The sequence below is a fragment of the Rhizobium sp. 'Codium 1' genome (assembly GCF_020889605.1).
In the GTDB taxonomy this organism is placed as follows: Bacteria; Pseudomonadota; Alphaproteobacteria; order Rhizobiales; family Rhizobiaceae; genus Allorhizobium; species Allorhizobium algae.
In genome coordinates this window covers 374,288-392,346 of record NZ_JAJGPW010000001.1, presented here as the reverse complement: position 1 = coordinate 392,346, position 18,059 = coordinate 374,288, and the positions used below count along the sequence as shown (strand labels likewise).

Annotated in this window: 13 protein-coding genes and 1 tRNA gene; 6 read left to right on the top strand and 8 right to left on the bottom strand. The window is 62.5% G+C overall.

Features of this window, described 5'->3' with window-relative positions; all coding sequences use genetic code 11:
• Positions 1-71: 71 nt before the first annotated feature.
• On the bottom strand, positions 72-1,952 hold the full coding sequence (locus LJE98_RS01885) for an AsmA family protein (protein WP_229573030.1): 1,881 nt from the start codon (positions 1,950-1,952) through the stop codon (positions 72-74).
• 150 nt (positions 1,953-2,102) lie between these two features.
• Between LJE98_RS01885 and LJE98_RS01880 the strand changes: the two genes are divergently transcribed.
• The gene (locus tag LJE98_RS01880) at positions 2,103-4,055 is read left to right on the top strand and encodes an acetoacetate--CoA ligase (protein WP_420710096.1); all 1,953 of its coding nucleotides are present in this window, start codon (positions 2,103-2,105) and stop codon (positions 4,053-4,055) included.
• A gap of 245 nt (positions 4,056-4,300) precedes the next feature.
• Here the strand turns inward: LJE98_RS01880 and LJE98_RS01875 are convergent, their stop codons facing one another.
• From LJE98_RS01875 to LJE98_RS01865, 3 genes are all read right to left on the bottom strand, one after another.
• Positions 4,301-5,875, bottom strand: coding sequence for an ABC transporter permease (locus LJE98_RS01875; protein ID WP_229573873.1), 1,575 nt, complete (start codon positions 5,873-5,875; stop codon positions 4,301-4,303).
• 204 nt (positions 5,876-6,079) lie between these two features.
• Positions 6,080-6,721, bottom strand: coding sequence for a LysE family translocator (locus LJE98_RS01870; RefSeq protein WP_229573028.1), 642 nt, complete (start codon positions 6,719-6,721; stop codon positions 6,080-6,082).
• Positions 6,722-6,755: 34 nt separating this feature from the next.
• Positions 6,756-10,484 (bottom strand): ATP-binding protein, encoded by a 3,729-nt coding sequence (locus LJE98_RS01865; protein ID WP_229573027.1) that lies wholly within the window; start codon positions 10,482-10,484, stop codon positions 6,756-6,758.
• A 246-nt stretch (positions 10,485-10,730) separates the two neighbouring features.
• Between LJE98_RS01865 and LJE98_RS01860 the strand changes: the two genes are divergently transcribed.
• The 3 genes from LJE98_RS01860 to LJE98_RS01850 all read left to right on the top strand — a co-directional run bounded on the left by LJE98_RS01860 (position 10,731) and on the right by LJE98_RS01850 (position 11,997).
• On the top strand, positions 10,731-11,171 hold the full coding sequence (locus tag LJE98_RS01860) for a phasin (protein WP_229573026.1): 441 nt from the start codon (positions 10,731-10,733) through the stop codon (positions 11,169-11,171).
• 164 nt (positions 11,172-11,335) lie between these two features.
• Positions 11,336-11,412 (top strand) — tRNA-His (locus LJE98_RS01855).
• Positions 11,413-11,631: 219 nt separating this feature from the next.
• Positions 11,632-11,997 (top strand): PilZ domain-containing protein, encoded by a 366-nt coding sequence (locus tag LJE98_RS01850; RefSeq protein WP_229573025.1) that lies wholly within the window; start codon positions 11,632-11,634, stop codon positions 11,995-11,997.
• Positions 11,998-12,031: 34 nt separating this feature from the next.
• Here the strand turns inward: LJE98_RS01850 and LJE98_RS01845 are convergent, their stop codons facing one another.
• The 4 genes from LJE98_RS01845 to LJE98_RS01830 all read right to left on the bottom strand — a co-directional run bounded on the left by LJE98_RS01845 (position 12,032) and on the right by LJE98_RS01830 (position 15,370).
• Entirely contained in the window at positions 12,032-13,135 is a 1,104-nt protein-coding gene (locus LJE98_RS01845; protein ID WP_229573024.1) for a branched-chain amino acid aminotransferase, read from the bottom strand.
• Between the two features lie 158 nt (positions 13,136-13,293).
• Complete coding sequence (locus LJE98_RS01840) at positions 13,294-13,899, bottom strand: HupE/UreJ family protein (protein WP_229573023.1); 606 nt, start codon at positions 13,897-13,899, stop codon at positions 13,294-13,296.
• Positions 13,900-13,993: 94 nt separating this feature from the next.
• Positions 13,994-14,875: a LysR family transcriptional regulator gene (locus LJE98_RS01835; protein WP_229573022.1), complete on the bottom strand. Its 882-nt coding sequence runs from the start codon at positions 14,873-14,875 to the stop codon at positions 13,994-13,996.
• Between the two features lie 33 nt (positions 14,876-14,908).
• Entirely contained in the window at positions 14,909-15,370 is a 462-nt protein-coding gene (locus LJE98_RS01830) for an Rrf2 family transcriptional regulator (RefSeq protein WP_229573021.1), read from the bottom strand.
• Between the two features lie 131 nt (positions 15,371-15,501).
• On the opposite strand from LJE98_RS01830, the gene LJE98_RS01825 reads away from it, so the two are divergent.
• Both LJE98_RS01825 and LJE98_RS01820 read left to right on the top strand, forming a co-directional pair.
• Positions 15,502-16,407, top strand: a complete 906-nt coding sequence (locus tag LJE98_RS01825; protein ID WP_229573020.1) for an NAD(P)/FAD-dependent oxidoreductase — start codon at positions 15,502-15,504, stop codon at positions 16,405-16,407.
• 106 nt (positions 16,408-16,513) lie between these two features.
• Positions 16,514-18,010 (top strand): CoA-acylating methylmalonate-semialdehyde dehydrogenase, encoded by a 1,497-nt coding sequence (locus LJE98_RS01820; RefSeq protein WP_229573019.1) that lies wholly within the window; start codon positions 16,514-16,516, stop codon positions 18,008-18,010.
• The last annotated feature ends 49 nt before the right edge of the window (positions 18,011-18,059 follow it).

Sequence of the window (18,059 nt, the reverse complement as noted above, 5' to 3'; positions counted from 1 at the left end):
GCGTCCCGACTCGTTCCATTCTAGTATTTGCAGTCTCGAATGAAACAGCGGGCAAGGATTAGGTGAGACCTTTATTGACCTGCGGCCGGAAGAGGCGGAATCGGCGAGATGACGGGGTCATGCCACGAGCCACCGATAAAGAAGCGCAAAGGCACTGCCGTTTTTGCCTTGGGGGCCACTTCTGAGAGCTCTCCCGTCAGCGCCAGAGCCTGACGGCTGTAAGGGATGATGCCGGACAGAACGAGAGTGTCCCGTTCGCCCACGATCCGGGCCTTCTCCACTTCCGCCGAACCCTCCGAGAAGTGGACGGACATGTCGAGGCTTCGGTAGTCGAACTCCCCGGCACCGGCCGCGCTCAGCTGGAAATAGGCCCGGTCGGTCGACATGCGCCGCAGTCCCTCCGCATTCAGCCCGCCGATTTCGCCATTGTCTGCGCGGATGTCGAGTCTGCCCGACATGGCATCGACATTGCGTTGCCATCCGGGCCCGGCAAGCTTGGCATCAAGCGTCAGTGAGCCGGTCCCCTTGAGCGAGAGGCTCCCGGGCGAAAGCCGGGATACCAGCGACCCGAGATCGATCCGATCCATCATCACGGCGATTTCGACGCCTTGATCGACACCATGGCCACTCACGCTCAGGCGCGCCGAAAGCGCTCCCCCCATGAACCGCGTGTCCCCGATCACCAGCTTCAGCGCGTCGCCGCCACCGGTCAGGCTGGCACCGAGATCGGTCAGTTGGAAATTGCCAGCAGTGGCAGTCGCGGCGGACACCCGCATGTCGAAATCCACCCATCGGGTGAGGCTCGGCAGTCGCACATTGGCGCGATCGCCCAAGTCGATGGACAGGGCCTGAAGGAAGTCGTCGATCTTGAGGAGATCGACCGCCACCGTTCCGATCAGCAGCGGTTTCGCGCCGCTGCGCGTCTTCAATGTGAGGATGCCGTCGCCGGGGCTGCCATTGATCTTGAATTCGAGATTGTCGAAGCGCCACTCGTCTCCGGCATTCGTCACCTGCGCCTTCAACGAAGCGGTCTGCCACTGCTCCGTTCCGGCGACACGCAGTCCGAACACGGAGGCCGCCTGCGGCACATCCGAAACGCTCAGATCGACATCGGCTTGTTCCAGTCTGCTCCGGTTGAGGTCGATCACCCCCTTGAGCTGCCCCCGCATACCCGGAAGCGATGCGGAAATGTCGACCTGGCTCGCCGCGCCTCCGAGCAGAAGCAAGGGGGTAGGGGTCTGCAGGGAAAGCGACAGGCCACGGTCTTGCACATTGAACGTCGCCTGCCCGGAAAGAGGGGCCGCCAGGCGCGGCCAGTCGATCTTGGCATTGATACGGTCGGCGACGATCCTGGCGCCGCTCCGCGCATCGATCAGGGTGATCTCGCCATCGACGATTTCGACGGACCCGATTTCCGTCTTCTTGGTGTCGCCGTCGGACGCTGCTGTCGTCTGTGTGGCCAGCGCTTCGCGCACGGCCGCGTTCAACAGCCCGTCACCGCTCCAGTCCAGCCGTCCATCGACATCGCGCTCAATCCGGATCTGCGGCTGCTCGAACCGGAAGTCGTTGAAATCGGGTTTGCCTCTCACGGCCGAAAGGAGGCTGAATTCTGCGGACAGGCTCTGGATTTCAACGAAGGGCTCGTCGGGGTGGTCGCCCGCACGCCGAATGCTGACGCCCTTGAGGGTCACTTCGGGGCGTGGCCAGAACCGCAGTTGGGCGACATCCTCGATCGACACGGGGTGTCCAGCCCATTGTGCCATGGACGATTCGATTGCCGATCGCACGACGGCACTGGAAATCAGATGCGGAGCGGCGACACGCAGGGAAACGGAGACGAGCGCGCCGAAAACGACCATCGAGAGCACGAGTTTGATCAGCCGTCGGGTCCGCCGACCGGGGCCGGCGCTTCCAGGGCTTTCAGATTGTCCGGCGCGTCGCGAGAATATCATTCTGGCCCGTGTCCAAGAGCTTCATCGAGTACTTGTGGCGGATATAGGAATTCTACCCCGCGTGCAACGAATGGACAGCCCGGCACCGGTTTCCCGGCTTTGTATCGCAGTGCGGTATGCTATAGGGAAAAGCAGAAGAGGAGGAGCATGATGACTGAACTGGTACCCCTTTGGACACCCTCCGACGCCTTCATGGCGTCGCAACCCCTGACCCATTTCATTGAGTGGTGTGCCACCCGCGAGGGCCACAGCTTTGCGGATTATGATGCGTTCTACGACTGGTCTGTCGAAGACCGCGCGTCCTTCTGGTCGGCGGTCTGGGACTATTGTGGCGTGGTGGGAGAGAAGGGGGACGTGGCGCTTGCCGATGATGGCGACATGCTCAAGGCACGGTTCTTCCCGCAAGCGCAAATCAACTTTGCCGAAAATCTCCTCGCCCATGCGGGAGACGGTGATGCGCTGGTCTTCCGCGGAGAGAACAAGGTGTCGGACCGCTGGTCCTGGTCGCGCCTGACAGCCACCGTCTCACGCCTTCAACAGGCCTTGGCTGCAATGGGCATCGGCGAAGGCGACCGCATTGCAGCCATGATGCCGAACATGCCCGAGACTGTGGCCCTGATGCTGGCTGCGACCTCGCTCGGCGCCATCTGGTCCTCCTGCTCCCCCGATTTTGGCGACCAGGGTGTGCTCGATCGCTTTGGTCAGATTGAACCCAAGCTCTTCATCGCCTGCGATGGTTACTGGTACAATGGCAAGCGGCAGGACGTGGCGGACAAGATCGTCACCGTTGCCGCCAAGCTCGATGTCCCCGTCCTCGTCGTACCGTATGCCGGCGACACCGCAGCACTTCTCGCACGATTGCCGAATGGCCGCAGCTTCGATCAGTTCATCGCGGATTTCTCGGTCAGGGATATCGAATACCGCAGACTGCCATTCTCGCATCCGATCTACATTCTCTTCTCTTCCGGCACGACGGGTGTGCCGAAGTGCATTGTGCATTCGGCCGGTGGCACACTGTTGCAGCAACTGAAAGAGCATCGCTTCCACTGCGGTCTTCAGGCCGGCGAAAAGCTGTTTTATTTCACCACCTGCGGCTGGATGATGTGGAACTGGCTGGTCTCCGGCCTCGCATGCGGCGCGACACTCTGCCTCTATGACGGTTCGCCCTTCTATCCCGACGGCAATGTGCTCTTTGACTATGCGGCCGAAGAGAGTTTTGCGATCTTCGGTACGTCTGCAAAATATATCGACGCCGTGCGCAAGGGGGGGCTGACGCCCAAGACCACGCATGACCTGTCGAGTCTGCGCCTGATGACCTCGACCGGCTCGCCGCTCTCGCCTGAAGGCTTCTCATTTGTTTATGAGGGCATCCGCGACGACATCCAGCTCGCCTCCATTTCCGGCGGCACCGACATCGTGTCCTGCTTCGTGCTCGGCAATCCGCTGAAGCCCGTCTGGCGCGGAGAGATCCAGGGTCCGGGCCTCGGTCTCGCAATCGACGTCTGGAATGATGACGGAAAGCCGGTGCGCGGCGAAAAGGGCGAACTGGTCTGCACCAAGGCTTTCCCTTCCATGCCCGTGATGTTCTGGAACGACCCGGAGGGCGCCAAATACCGCGCTGCCTATTTCGAGCGCTTCGACAACATCTGGTGCCACGGCGATTTCGCCGAATGGACCGAGCATGGCGGCATCGTCATTCACGGCCGCTCGGATGCGACGTTGAACCCGGGCGGCGTGCGCATCGGCACGGCGGAGATCTACAATCAGGTCGAACAGATGGACGAAGTGGTCGAAGCCCTTTGCATCGGTCAGGACTGGGAAGACGACGTTCGTGTCGTTCTCTTTGTTCGGCTCGCTTCCGGGCTCAGCCTGACGGAAGAGCTCGACAGGAAGATCAAGACCAGGATCCGCACCGGCGCCACGCCGCGTCACGTTCCGGCGAAGATCGTAGAGGTCGCGGATATCCCCCGCACCAAATCCGGAAAGATCGTTGAACTCGCCGTGCGCGAAGTCGTGCATGGCCGGCCGGTCAAGAACAAGGAAGCACTCGCCAATCCGGAAGCTCTCTCCCTCTTCGCCAACCTGGAACCACTGCGCTCCTGACGGGAAAGTGTCCCGAAAGGCAGCAATTTCAGAACAATACCTCAAATGTGGGGTAGCTGCAGGGCGTGGCCGGTAAGAAAGCCTTAACCGGCCGCCGGCAACACTGTCGTCAACTTGGAGATGCGTGATCAGACGCGACGAGGACGGGAAAAAATGCCCCGGACCAGAAGTCGATTGCACCTTCACTCCGGTTCGACAGCATTGATTGGGGCGGCTTCGGCCGCCCTGTTTTTTTGCCAGCGCGATCAGCGCTTCTCGTCGAGCGACCGCGAAACAAGGATCACCGGAATAAGACCCGCAGCGATAATGATGATCGCCGCGACGGAGGCGTCCTGCGCCATGCCGCGCGACGCGTCTTCGTAGACGAGCGTGGCCAGCGTATTGAAGTTGAAGGGACGCAGCAGGATCGTTGCCGATAGCTCCTTCAGCGTCTCGATGAAGACGAGCAGTGCCGCTGTCAGCACGGCAGGTCGCAGATTGGGCAGAAGCACCTGGCGGAGTGTCTGCAGGCTCGAGCGCCCGAGGGTGCGGGCTGCCATGTCGAGATGGGGGGAAAGCTTCTGGAACCCGGCATCGACGGTTCCCTCGGCCATGGTGAGAAAGCGCACCGTATAGGCGTAAACGATCGCGAATCCGGTACCGGAGAGCATGAGACCTGTCGAAATGCCAAGGCTTTCGCGCATCCAGCCGTCCAGCGCATTGTCGAAAGTCGCCAGCGGGATCAAGACTCCGATGCCGAGCACCGTTCCGGGAATGCCATAGCCCAGCGCTGCGAGCCGTCCGGCGCTCACGGCCAGGCGCGAGCGATCCGTCCGCGCCGCATAGGAGAGCACGAAGGCGAGCAGCACGGTGATCACGGCTGCCGCCGACGAGACCAGGGTGGATTTCCAGAGCGCATCCAGGAGGCGGGGCTCAAGGAAGTCTTCGACCCGTCGGAGTGCAAACCCGCCAAGCACGAAAACCGGCACGACGAAACCGACCAGGATCGGGAGGAGGCAGAACAGGGTTGCGACCGCCGCCTTCGCGCCCGAAAGGCGCAGCCGCACCGCATCGGTCACGATCGCCGTCGTCTTGTGGCTGCTGAAGCGCTGGCGTCGCCGCGCCCGCCGTTCGACAACGAGAAGTCCCGCGACGATCAAAAGCATGAAGCAGGCGATCTGCGCTGCACCCGCAAGGCTGCCGCGGTTCAGCCAGGTGTCATAGACCGAGAAGGTGAGCGTCTGCACGCCGAGATATTCGACCGCGCCGATATCGTTCAGCGTTTCCATCATGACCAGCGTCAGGCCGATCATGATCGCCGGCCGCGCCATCGGCACCTGGATGCGGGCAAAGACGCGCAAGGGGCTGGACCCGAGGGTCCGGGCGACGTCGGCGGCCGCGCGCCCCTGCATCAGGAACATCGAGCGGCAAGCGAGATAGACGTAAGGGTAAAGCACGGCCGACATGACCAGCACGGCACCGGGAAGCGATTTCACGTCGAAAAAGCTGTAGTCGCGCGAAGAGGTGAAGCCGAACAGCGCCCGGTATCCGGTTTGCACGGGGCCGGTGAAGTCGAGAAATTCGCCGAACGCATAGGCCGCCAGATAGGAAGGAATGGCCAGCGGCAGGACGAGTGCCGGGGAGAGAAGCCGCCGCAACGGGAATTCGCAGGACGCGACCAGCCAGGCGGAGCCGATTCCGACCGTGGCTGTGACCAGGCCTGTGAAGAGCAGCAGCCAGAAGGTGCGCATCCCAGCCCGCGGGATGACATTGGTCATCATGTGCTGCCAGTTGTCCGGATCCGCCGAGAAGCCGATGACGAAGATTGCCGCGATCGGCATGAAGACGATTGCAGCCGTGATCAGCGCGGCCACGGTCGCATAGCCGGGCCGTTTGCTGAGCGGCGTGCCGATGGTCGAAACGGAATGGGCTGTGCCCGGGTAAGGACGAGTGGACAAGCGGTCGGCCCTTGCGAGGTGCGGCAAAGGCTTTCCTCTATCCGAAAGCCGACGCGATGAAAACCGCTGCTGTCGTCGCGCCTCCGGTCATCGGCGAAGAACAGCGAGGCTTTCCCCGATCAGCCGCAGACCGAGCGCACCGATCACGGCGCCAGCCAGCCGGTCCACCCAGACTTTGCCGCCGAGATAGGCCCGCTGCGAGCGAGGGGTCGAAAAGACCAGGGCCACAATGGCATACCAGCCGGCCTCGATGAGGAAGATCAGCGGAGGAAGAGCAAGGATCAGCGCCAGCGGCGAGTCCTGCGGCATCAGGGCGGCGAAGATGCTGGCATAGACGACGGCAGTCTTGGGATTGCTGACCTGTGTGACGATACCAAGGAAAAAGGCACGCGATACGGCAAACCTGCTGCGTCCGTCCGCTGGAACGACGGAAATCGGTTCGCGCGCTCCGCGCCAGATCGCTATGCCGAGATAGGCGAGATAGAGCCCGCCTGCACATTTCAGCACGAGATAGAGCCAGTCCACCTGCTGCAGCAGCGCAACGAGACCCGCGAGTGCGAGAATGGCGAAGAAGGCGCCGCCGAAGCCCATCCCGATGGCGGCTGCGAGCCCGTGCAGGCGCGAATTGCTGACCGAGATCCGCGAGACGAGCACGAAGCTCGGCCCGGGGCTCATCGCGCCGATCGCAATCGCAACCATGATGCCGACGGACATGCTGAAGGTGGCCATGTCGGTGTTGTCTCTACCTTCCGGCGCCTCAGTTTCAATCCGCGAGCACGCGCGGCGAGGGGAACATTACCTCGACCAGCGTGCCCTCGTTGGGCGTCGACGAGATGGCGAACTGTGCCCTGTTGGCATCCACCATGGCCTTTGTCAGCGGCAGGCCGAGACCGGTGCCGTCGCCGCGGCTGCGCGGGGTGCCGGTCGAGACCTGGCGGAAAGGCTTCATCGCCTGCTCCAACTCGCTGCGCGACATGCCGACGCCGGTGTCCCGGATCCGCAGAACCACGCTGCCGTTTGGCTCATAGGCCGTGGAGACGATGATCTGGCCACCGGAGGGCGTGAAGCGGATCGCATTGGCGAGGATGTTCAGCACGATCTGCTTGATCGAGCGACCGTCGGCCACGACATTCGGCACGGCCTGCGACAGCGCGGTGCGGATGATGACCCGCTGGCCGTTCGCCTGCGGCTGCACGATCGAGACCGCTGCCTGCACCATCTCGTTCAATCCGACGGAGGAAAAGTCCAGCTCCATCTCGCCGGCTTCGATCTTGGATATGTCGAGCAGGTCGTTGACGATGTCGAGCACATGCCGTCCGGAGCGCACGATGTCATGCGCATATTCGCCGTAGCGCGGATGGCCGACGGGACCGAAATGCTCGTTCGCCATCATGTCGGCAAAGCCGATGATCGCGTTGAGCGGTGTCCGGATTTCGTGGCTGACGCGGGCGAGGAAGTCGGTCTTGTGGGCGTTCGCCGTCTCGGCCGCGCGCTTGGCGTTGCGCAGTTCCTCTTCGGTTCGCTTCCACTGGGTGATGTCGCGGATCACCGCACAATAGCCGTTCGAGGAATTCAGCTTCCCGATCGTCATGAACATGGGCAGGAAGCCGCCGGAGGCTTCGCGTCCGATCACTTCGCGCCCGTCGTTGAGAACGCTGGCGACGCCATGGCCCGAAAGCCCGTTGAGATAGTCAAGGATCGACTTCTGGCTTTCATGGGCAAACAGCATGACGAAGGGTTTGCCGCGCGTTTCCATGTCGTCGAAGTTGAACAATGCACTCGCCGCCCGGTTCATCGACCGGATATCGCCGTCGGAATCGAGGATCACGACCCCGTCGGTCGCCGTTTCCAGGATCGAGCGCATTTCCTCGACCTCCACCTTGACGCGGGCGAGTTCTGCCGCCTGGGCCGGTGTCGCGCCGCCTGATGCGCCCGACGCGGTGACCGGCGCCGGCATGGCAGCCGGAGACTCGGCGGGGGTGTCGGCGCGTGTACGGTCTTCCGGCTGGGCGATCAGTGCCAGCATCAGCGCACTCGTCTCCTCGAAGCGCACCGATTGCAGGCGTGCCGTCACCGGCAGCAGCCGGTCGTCGGCGCAGAGCGCAACGACCTGGCCCGCTTCGTCGCCGGGCGTTTCGAGATCCTGTCGCTGGATGAGCGAGTCGAGGCCACCGGCTTCGTCGAGCTCGGCCAGCGTCTTGTAGCCCGTCAGGCTGAAGAATTCGGGATTGGCATGGATCAGCCGGTCACCGACATGTACGAGGAGAGCAACCGGCATCAGGTCGATGATCTCGGCGGTCAGGCTGCGTCCCCGCGTGGGCGCCGGGCGATCGCTCGCCGGTTCCGGCTGGGTGGCCTCGACATCCGGCTCGGATGCCGGCGGCTCAACGGCTTCGACTGGGGGCGCGGGATCCAGCGGTTTGGGGGCCTCGGGGGCAGGGGGGAGGCTTTCGGTGGTGCGCAGAACGGGCGGTTCGGACGGCGTGAGCGATTGTTCGACCTTGGCACGCAGCCCGAGCGGATCGAGCTTGCGCGCAATTTCCTGGAAGGCCGCCTGTTCACCCGGTGTCAGGGCGTCGCGCTGGCGAGTGCGACGATCCTGCAACTGCACGACCTTGTCGGGCAGGCTCGGCTTGCGCGGTTCCATGATCCGCAGGACGGGTGGTTCGAAGCCGCCTGGCTGCGGCACCGGCGCCTCCTCATCGGCAGCGGGCGCAAAATCGTTGGCGTCGGTGTCCGGTTCAGGCGTCTCATCCTCGTCCTCAGCGGAATGCAGCAGTGCGTCGAGCACATCCTCGCCGGCTTCGGCGATCTGCTCCTCCTCGAAGTCTTCCGGCGGGTGGCGCTCGCCTTCGGCGAGTTCGGTGAGAAATTCGACCAGATCCTCGTCGGGATTGCTGGCAACCTCATCCACGGGCTCGATCAGCTCGTCCACACCCGGCTCTTCGCGCAGGAAGGTCATGCCGATTGCATCCGGATCTTCCTGTGCATCGGCTACACGCACGATGCCGAATCCGCGGAAACCATCGAAGTCGCGGTTGCGGGTATAGGTCGGAAGCGCCGCGAGATCGACCGGGACCACCAGCCGTGTGCCTTCGACGGGCCAGTAGATCGTCTTGCCGGACCAGGTATCCCGCTTCTTCAGCAATTCGCCGATCTTGCCTTCGGGGTCGAGGTTGAAAAGGGCTGCCAGATCGGAAAAGGCAACGCCATTGATGTCGGCGGCCCGCGGACCGACGGCCTGGGCGAATTCGGAGGATACTTCGCTGAACCGGCCCTCTGCGTCGATCTTCCAGACGAATCGGGTCGCGCGGCGATCCTGGCTGAAGATGAAGCGATCAGCGATTGAAGCGCTGGCTGGCGTCAGGGGGAGAGCCGGTCCTGCAACGGCAGGCGCCTCCTCAACGACCGGGGCTTGTTCGGCAGGGGGCTCCTCGGTGTCTGTCAGGGTCGTTTCAAAGATGGGCTCGTCATGGTCCGCAGTCGGTGCGGGTTCAGGCGCGGCGGCATGATCATCCGCTTCGGCGCCCTGAGCGGTCAGCGTCTCCTTGATATCGTCGCTCTCGCTGAGATCGACTGTTTCCGGCTCGATTTCCTCGATGTCGCCGATCGCCGCGATCACGCTTTCGAACGGTGCGGCAGGCGAGGGCGTTGCCTCGTCCGCCACTGCCGGTTCGGGTTCGAACGCCTCAGCCTCAGCCTCGGTCTCTGTCTCTGTCTCGGGCATATCCTCGACCGTGTCGTCGGCGCGAACGGGCATGGGCTCAGTTGCAGGCAGATCGGCATCGTCTTCATCGACAAGCTCGGTGCTCGGATCCATCTGGCCGAGGATCGTCTCGACTGCGAAGAGCAGATGCAGGGCCGGCTCATCCGAAATCTTGCCGATCGCCGCCGGCAATTGGCCGAGAGCGGTCGGAATCGGCCGCTTGACCAGCCGACCGGCATCCGCATCGACGAAATTGACCAGCGTGCGGGCAGTCTGCGGCGTCATGCCGAGACCGGGGAAACCCTCGGAACTGGCAACGACGCGGCCTTCGCCGTCGAGCACGGCCATGTGGGTATCCGGATCGTCGAAACCGCTCATCAGGTCCAGGGCGAGTTGCTGCACGGTCCCGCTGGATGGCTTGATCGGGGGCACGGCAAGCAGGATCACCGCCTCGCCGCTGCGAACCTCGAGACACTCCGTCGTCCCTGTGACAGGCACTTTCTGGAAGCCGGCCGTGATGCGCAGCATCAGATTGCGACTGTCTCCGACATTGGCCAACTGCCGCGCCGCAGTCTCGATCTGGCGGAAGGTGATGTCGCTGCGCTGAGGCCCTTCCTCCAGGAAGTCGTAGATCGAGGTGGCCCCGAAGAAGCGCGCCCCTGCGCCATTGCACCAGAGCACGCGCTCCAGTCCCGGCGCAAACAGCACGAGCGCTTCGCCACGCGCAAGGCGCGGACGGATGAGGTCGTGCACAGCGACGTCGATGAACGGATATTGAGCGGGCATATTGGGGACCTGCACTTCATGGCCTGCGAGTAAATTAACAGATTTTTAATAGCTAGGCAGTGCCCTCGGGTCCAGAAAATGGGGCGCCTTTCGGTCGATAAGGTTAATCCGACAGGATTATTAACATGCAAAAAATCTAATTGTGCAGCGCACAACGATATTGCAATGCACAATAATCGATGCTATATGGGGTTCAGGAATGAAACACAGGGGTCTCCAAGATCCCGCGACAAGAGGAAATACGCTATGAACACCAAGGATATGTTCTCTTTCTCGACCTTTGACCCCTCGAAGATGCAGGAAAGCTTCCGTGACTTCGCCGAAAAGGGCGCAGCCCAGTCGAAGGAAGCCTATGCAAAGATGAAGACCGCGACGGAAGAAGCCACGAAGACCGTGGAAGCCACTGTCCAGACGGCCCAGGCCGGCACGGTTGAACTCGGCCTCAAGGCCATCGACGCCATGCGCACCAACACCGAGCTTTCGCTCGCCCACATGGAAGCGCTCCTCGGCGTGAAGTCGGTTGCCGAACTCGTCGAGTTGCAGACCGCGTTCATCCGCAAGCAGGCGGAAGTGACGATCGAACAGGCCAAGTCCATCCAGGAAACCGCCAAGAAGGTGACCGAGACTGTGACGAAGCCGGGCAAGGAAGCCGCTGAAAAGGCCATGTCCTCGCTCAAGGTCGCCTGATCGCCCGACGCGACCAGAAAAATCCTCCCAAGGATCTTGGGCCGGGCGTCGAGCCCGGCCTTTTCCCTATCCCGAGCCTTTTTACGCGATGCGCAGAAAGGGCTTGAAAAAAAATCCATCTGCTCGTATGTGACCCCTCGACGGCGTCAGCGACGCAGTCATGTGCGGTTGTAGCTCAGTTGGTTAGAGCGCAGGTTTGTGGCACCTGAGGTCGGAGGTTCAATTCCCCCCAACCGTACCATTTTTCCATTGTCCATACCGAAGACAGGCGTAACATCTCGTACCCGGGACATGGGTGACGAGGTTTCGGTCGACGTCAGGTCTTTCCGGCGTCTCTGTTTGCGCCACCTTCGGTAGAATGCGACCAAAGCCGTTAACCCGACGGCGACAACTTCCGCAATCCAGGCTTTGCCTCTTCCCGAATTGATGCTCTGACTGCCGCCTGCCCAACGGAGGTCTGATGGAGCGTCGAGATTATGTGCGTCAGTCCTGCGGGTCGAACTCGCTGATCCTCCTGTTCGGCTGCCATTTCTGCGGCCGGATCTGCGACTGGAGTCCAAGGGGCATAAGGCTGCTTCTCGCTGAAGACCTCAGGCTCGATGCAGCCGAACATTTCATCATGTACAGCGACCGTTTTGATGTCCTGCACGCCGAAGTCGTCTGGCGCAGGGACGACCTTGTCGGCGCCCGCATCCACAATTGGCGAACGGCTGCAGCGCGCAATCTCCTCGGTTCACGCGTCTCTCACAGAACGCAAGCGGATGACGAGGCGGCCGGTCGGCGGTCTTCTCCCCGTAAAGGCAAAAACCCCGCCACGCTGCCGTGACGGGGTCCCGAAGCCTTGGATCTCCGCTGGCCGCTCAGGCGCGGGCCACTTCCTTTACCCAGCCATGCGTGTCGGCAACAGAGCCGCGCTGGATGCCGGTCAGCTGGGTGCGCAGCTTTTCCGTTTCCATGCCGGTGCCGGCATTGCCGATGACGAATTCACCGCCGGGATGCCGTACGGTGCCGATTGCGGCCACAACAGCAGCCGTGCCGCAGGCAAAGGCCTCGCGCAGCTTGCCGCTCTTGGCATCGGCCGTCCATTCGTCGAAGGAATACGGGCGTTCGATGACATCAAGGCCATTGTCGCTTGCAAGCGTGATGATCGAATTGCGCGTGATGCCCGGCAGGATCGTGCCAGACAGCGGCGGTGTCACGACCGTGCCGTCATCCATGACGAAAAAGACGTTCATGCCGCCGAGTTCCTCGATCCACTTGTGTTCGGCGGCGTCGAGGAATACGACCTGGTCGCATCCGCGGCTTGCCGCTTCCTTCTGGGCAAGCAGGCTGGCTGCATAATTGCCGCCGCATTTGGCCGCTCCCGTGCCGCCCGGCGCCGCACGCGTATAGTGTTCGCTGACCCAGAGAGTGACCGGCTTGCTGCCACCCTTGAAGTAAGGTCCGACCGGCGAGGCGATGACGCAGAAAATGTATTCGCGCGAGGGGCGAACGCCGAGAAAGGCTTCGCTCGCAAACATGAAGGGACGCAGGTAGAGGCTGCCTTCGCCTTCCGGAACCCATTTGGCATCGATTTTCACCAGTTCCTCGACCGCCTTGAGGAAAAGCTCCTCCGGCACGTCGGGCATCGCCATGCGCTCGGCCGATCTGTTGAAGCGACGGGCGTTTTCTTCGGGACGGAAAAGCGTGATGCGCCCGTCCGCTCCCTTGTAGGCCTTCATGCCTTCGAAGATTTCCTGGGCGTAATGCAGCACGCTTGCCGCCGGATCGATCTGGAAAGGCTTGCGGGCCGAAACCTCCGGGCTGTGCCAGCCCTTGTCGACATGCCAATGCACCACCGCCATATGGTCGGTGAACAGCGTTCCGAAGCCCAGGTTTTCGAAAGCCGACAGCCGCTCGGCCTCCGGCATGGGCGAGGCATTCGGGACGATCTGGAAGTCGAGGAGTGCGGTATTCGTGGTCATGGAGAGCCTGTGCCTGAGCTGTTCACGGTTTCGCTGGCCGCGCTCGGATGAACGGCCGCGGCGCTGTCGTCGTTTGTGCGGTTTGATCGGGAATTGTCAACAGAAACCATGCTTCTGCGATGCAGCAAAAGGCTTGAGCCTCAAGGCCGGCAGGCTGTTCAGCCCGTGATGAGCCCGAACAGGAACCAAAGGCCGGCGAGTGAAATGGCCGCACCAAGCGCCTGGATCAGCCGTCCACCGCCCATCGGCTTGAGCGCGGCACCGATCGCTATGCCGATGATGTGGATGACGCCGGTGGAGACGACGAAACCGACGGTGAACGCGGCGGGGTCGCTGGCCCGGGGGGCAAGGACGCCATGCGGATAGCCATGTAAAAGGGCGAAGGCTGAAATCAACACCAGTGCGGCCCATTCGGGCGCCCGCCAGGCCGCAGCGATCGCGCCGCCGAGAACGATGACGGAAACGGCAATCCCGTATTCAATCGGCTGGTCTGGCAGAACGCCGGTCATTCCGATGATCCCGCCGGCGCACATGATCATCGGGAAGGTTGCTGGCAGCGTCCAGACCGAGCGCCCGCCCATTTGCGCACCCCAAAGGCCGACCGCCAGCATGGCAAGCAGATGGTCGAAACCGGCGAGCGGATGCCCGAAACCCGCACCGAAACCTCCAAGCGGCCCGTCCATGACATGGGCACCGGCCGGCATGGCGGAGAAAAGCGCGAGCAGAAATGCAGGAAGTCCGAGACGGGCAAGGGGATGGCGCATGGGAATATCCAATGGTGATGCGATTGTGCAGTCTATCCGCGCCGATCGCGGCAGAAAAGCGCCGCAGCCGGGAGGATGGTCCCCCTGATGTGCATCAGCCAAAGATCGCCCGATCCTGCTCCACGGCATCCTGCAGGAATTGCACGACCGCTCGAACCCGCACAAGTTCGCGGGCGCTTTCGTGGAATGTCGTCCAGTAGGCGCGCCGGATTGTGATGTCTGGCATCACCCGCACGAGGCTATCGTGCTGGCGCGCGATATAGCTGTGAAGGATGCCGATGCCGGCCCCGGCCAGCACCGCTTCGGTCTGGCCGATCGCCGAGGAAATCTCGAAACCGGCATTCCAGTCGCGCATCACCTCGCCGGTGAAATTGAGCGACGGGGTAAAGATCAGGTCCTCGACATAACCGATCCGGCGATGTGCCTTCAGCGCCTCCGGGCTTGCTGGAAGCCCGTTCGTTTCGGCATAGGATTTCGAGGCATAGAGCCCGAGCGTGTAATCGACGAGTTTCGACGAGACGAGCCGTCCCTGCTCCGGACGTTCCAGTGTCACCGCGATATCGGCCTCTCGCTGCGACAGCGAAAAGGAACGCGGCACCGGCACGAGCTGGATCTTGAGTTCCGGATGCCGCTCGATCAACGCCCCAAGGCGCGAGGCAAGAAAAAAGACACCGAAACCATCGGGTGCGCCGATGCGCACCGTGCCCGCCACTTGCGTATCGGTTCGCCCCAGCCGGGCCTGCACCTCCAGCATTTCCGTTTCCATGCGCTCGGCGGAAGAAAGAAAAGCCTCGCCCTCGGCCGTCAGCTCGCAGCCATTGGTACGGCGGATGAAGAGCCGTGTCTTCAAGGCTGTTTCCAGCGCCGTCAGGCGGCGCGAGAGCGTGGCATGATTGAGCCCCAGACGGCGCGAGGCGGCCAGGATCTGGCCGGTTCGCGCGACGGCCAGAAAGATGCGAACGTCATCCCAGTTCATGGCAAGGCATCCTCCGTTGCAAGGGGCCGGGCATCAGATGTCGAAATCCTGCATGCCACTGCCCAGACCGAGCATCTCCAATCGCTTGTCGAAGTCGCCGGCGATATCCGAGAGCTTCAGTGTCGCGAAACGCGAGAGCAGCACGGCCTCCGCCTCCCGTCGCGCATCTTCCAGTGCCTCGTTGACCGAGATCTCGACCAGGCAGCCCGCATGGTCGGATGCGCTGACGAGACAGAAGAGCTCCGGCCGCTCAAGCGCCTCGTAGACATCAAGCAGGCTGATCTGATCCAAGCTCCTGGTGAGTTTCCATCCGCCGCCATGCCCCTTCTCGGATTGCACATAGCCGCGCTCGCGCAAGCCCGCCATCGTCCGACGCACGACGACGGGATTGGTGTTGAGCATCCGGGCGATCACCTCGGAGGTCGCCGCTTCCTTCCGGCGCCCGAGGTGGATCAGCACATGCAGCATACGGGAAAGGCGGCTATCCCCGCGCATCGGCATTCCTCCATTGGGACATGATCCGTAGCGCAGCACGCGTCATGCAACAAGTCGAGTGGCATGACTTGACGCCGCGCTTCACGTAACTTAACAAGATACATAACATCAAAAGTTACATGAGGTCTCGCATGAAGTACGATGCTGTCGTCGTGGGTGGAAGTTTCGCCGGTCTCTCGGCTGTCATGCAGCTCACCCGCGCCCGCCGCAAGGTTCTGCTGATCGATGCGGCGCTCCCGCGCAATCGCTTTGCGGAAGCCTCGCATGGCTTCCTCGGACAGGACGGAGTGGCGCCATCAGAAATCCGCCGCCGGGCTCTGGAGCAGCTTGCCTGCTATCCGAACTTTGCTCTTTTGGAAGGGGAGGCGCAGAGTGCCGAGCGCTCCCTGGGCGGGTTCAGGGTCGAAATGGCTGACGGCCGTGTCGTCGAGGCGCAGGTGCTCGTGCTCGCCCTCGGCGTCACCGATACCCTGCCGTCGATCCCGGGACTTGCCGAGCGCTGGGGCCGCACGGTCCTCCATTGCCCCTATTGCCATGGCTACGAAATCGGCGGGCGCGCGATCGGCATCCTTGCCTCGTCACCGCTCGCGGCCCATCAGGGCGGGCTTTTGCCGGATTGGGGCCCGACCACCATGTTCGTTGAGCCCGGCGTCACCTTCGACGAAGAGCAGCAGGCCCTGCTGGTCGCCCGTGGTGTCACGATGGAGACGGAACGCGTGGTTGAACTGATTGGCGAGGGACAGGGGCTGGAAGCCGTACGGCTGGCGGACGGCCGGATCGTGGAAGTGCATGCCCTCTTCGCCCAATCGAAAGTGTCCATCGCCTCGCCGCTGGCATCCCAGCTCGGCCTGGAACTGGAGGAGGGGCCACAAGGCTTTCATATCAAGGTCGAGATGGGCTGCACCAGCATGGCGGGCGTTTTCGCCGCCGGCGACGCGGCAACTCCCATGCACAATGCCACGCTCGCCAGCGCGTCCGGCGTCATGGCTGGAGTTTCCGCCCATCGCGCACTGATGGAGGCGTCCCTGTGGAGGTGAAATCGACTGATTGCTTCAATCTGCGCACAACGGATGCGGAAATCATCGTGTTGATTTGTGAAAATCAAAGCGCATACTGCCTCCACAACAATTCAGGAGGAAACCCATGTACCAGGTAGGTCATTTTATCGGCGGCAAGCACGTCGCCGGCACCTCGGGCCGCAAGCAGCCCATCTACAATCCGGCAACCGGCGAAGTGCAGGGCGAAGTCTCGCTCGCCAGCGCCGACGAGCTGAACGCCGCCGTTGAGAACGCCAAGGCCGCTCAGGCAAAGTGGGCCGCCACCAACCCGCAGCGCCGGGCCCGCGTCTTCATGAAGTTCGTCGCCCTTTTGAACGACAACATGGATGCGCTGGCGGAAATCCTGTCGCGCGAACACGGCAAGACCATTGAAGACGCCAAGGGCGACATCATCCGCGGCCTGGAAGTCTGCGAATTCGTCATCGGTATTCCGCATCTGTCGAAGAGCGAGTTCACCGAGGGGGCAGGCCCGAACATCGACATGTATTCAATTCGGCAAGCGGTTGGCATCGGCGCCGGCATCACGCCGTTCAACTTCCCGGCGATGATCCCGATGTGGATGTTTGCCCCGGCCATCGCCTGCGGCAATGCCTTCATCCTGAAGCCGTCGGAGCGCGATCCGTCCGTTCCGATCCGCCTCGCCGAACTGATGATCGAGGCAGGCCTTCCCGCCGGCATTCTCAACGTCGTCAATGGCGACAAGTCGGCCGTCGATGGCATTCTCACCCACCCGGACGTCTCGGCCGTCTCCTTCGTCGGCTCGACTCCGATTGCCCGCTACGTCTATGGCACGGCTGCAATGAACGGCAAGCGCGCCCAGTGCTTTGGCGGCGCCAAGAACCACATGATCATCATGCCGGACGCCGATCTCGACCAGGCCGCCCAGGCTCTGATGGGCGCGGGATACGGCTCGGCCGGCGAACGCTGCATGGCAATCTCCGTGGCTGTTCCGGTCGGCGAGGAAACCGCCAATCGCCTGATCGAAAAACTGACCCCGATGGTCGAATCCCTGCGCATCGGCCCCTACACCGATGACAAGGCCGATCTTGGCCCCGTCATCACCAAGGAAGCCCAGGCGCGCATCCGTGGTCTGATCGACAGTGGCGTCGAAGCCGGCGCCAAGCTCGTCGTCGATGGCCGCGATTTCAAGCTGCAGGGTTACGAGAACGGTTACTTCGTCGGCGGCTGCCTGTTCGACAACGTCACGCCCGATATGGACATCTACAAGACCGAAATCTTCGGCCCTGTCCTCTCGGTTGTCCGCGCCAAGACCTATGAGGAAGCCCTCGACCTGCCGATGAAGCACGAATACGGCAACGGCGTCGCGATCTACACCCGCGACGGTGACGCCGCCCGCGATTTCGCTTCGCGCATCAACATCGGCATGGTCGGCATCAACGTGCCGATCCCGGTTCCGCTCGCCTACCACTCATTCGGCGGCTGGAAGTCCTCGTCCTTCGGGGATCTCAACCAGCATGGCACGGACTCGATCAAGTTCTGGACCCGCACCAAGACGGTCACCAGCCGTTGGCCGTCGGGCATCAAGGACGGCGCCGAATTCGTCATGCCGACCATGAAATAAGCAGCAACAGCGCTGGCTCTGAATTGCGCCACCCGGTCGAAAGACCGGG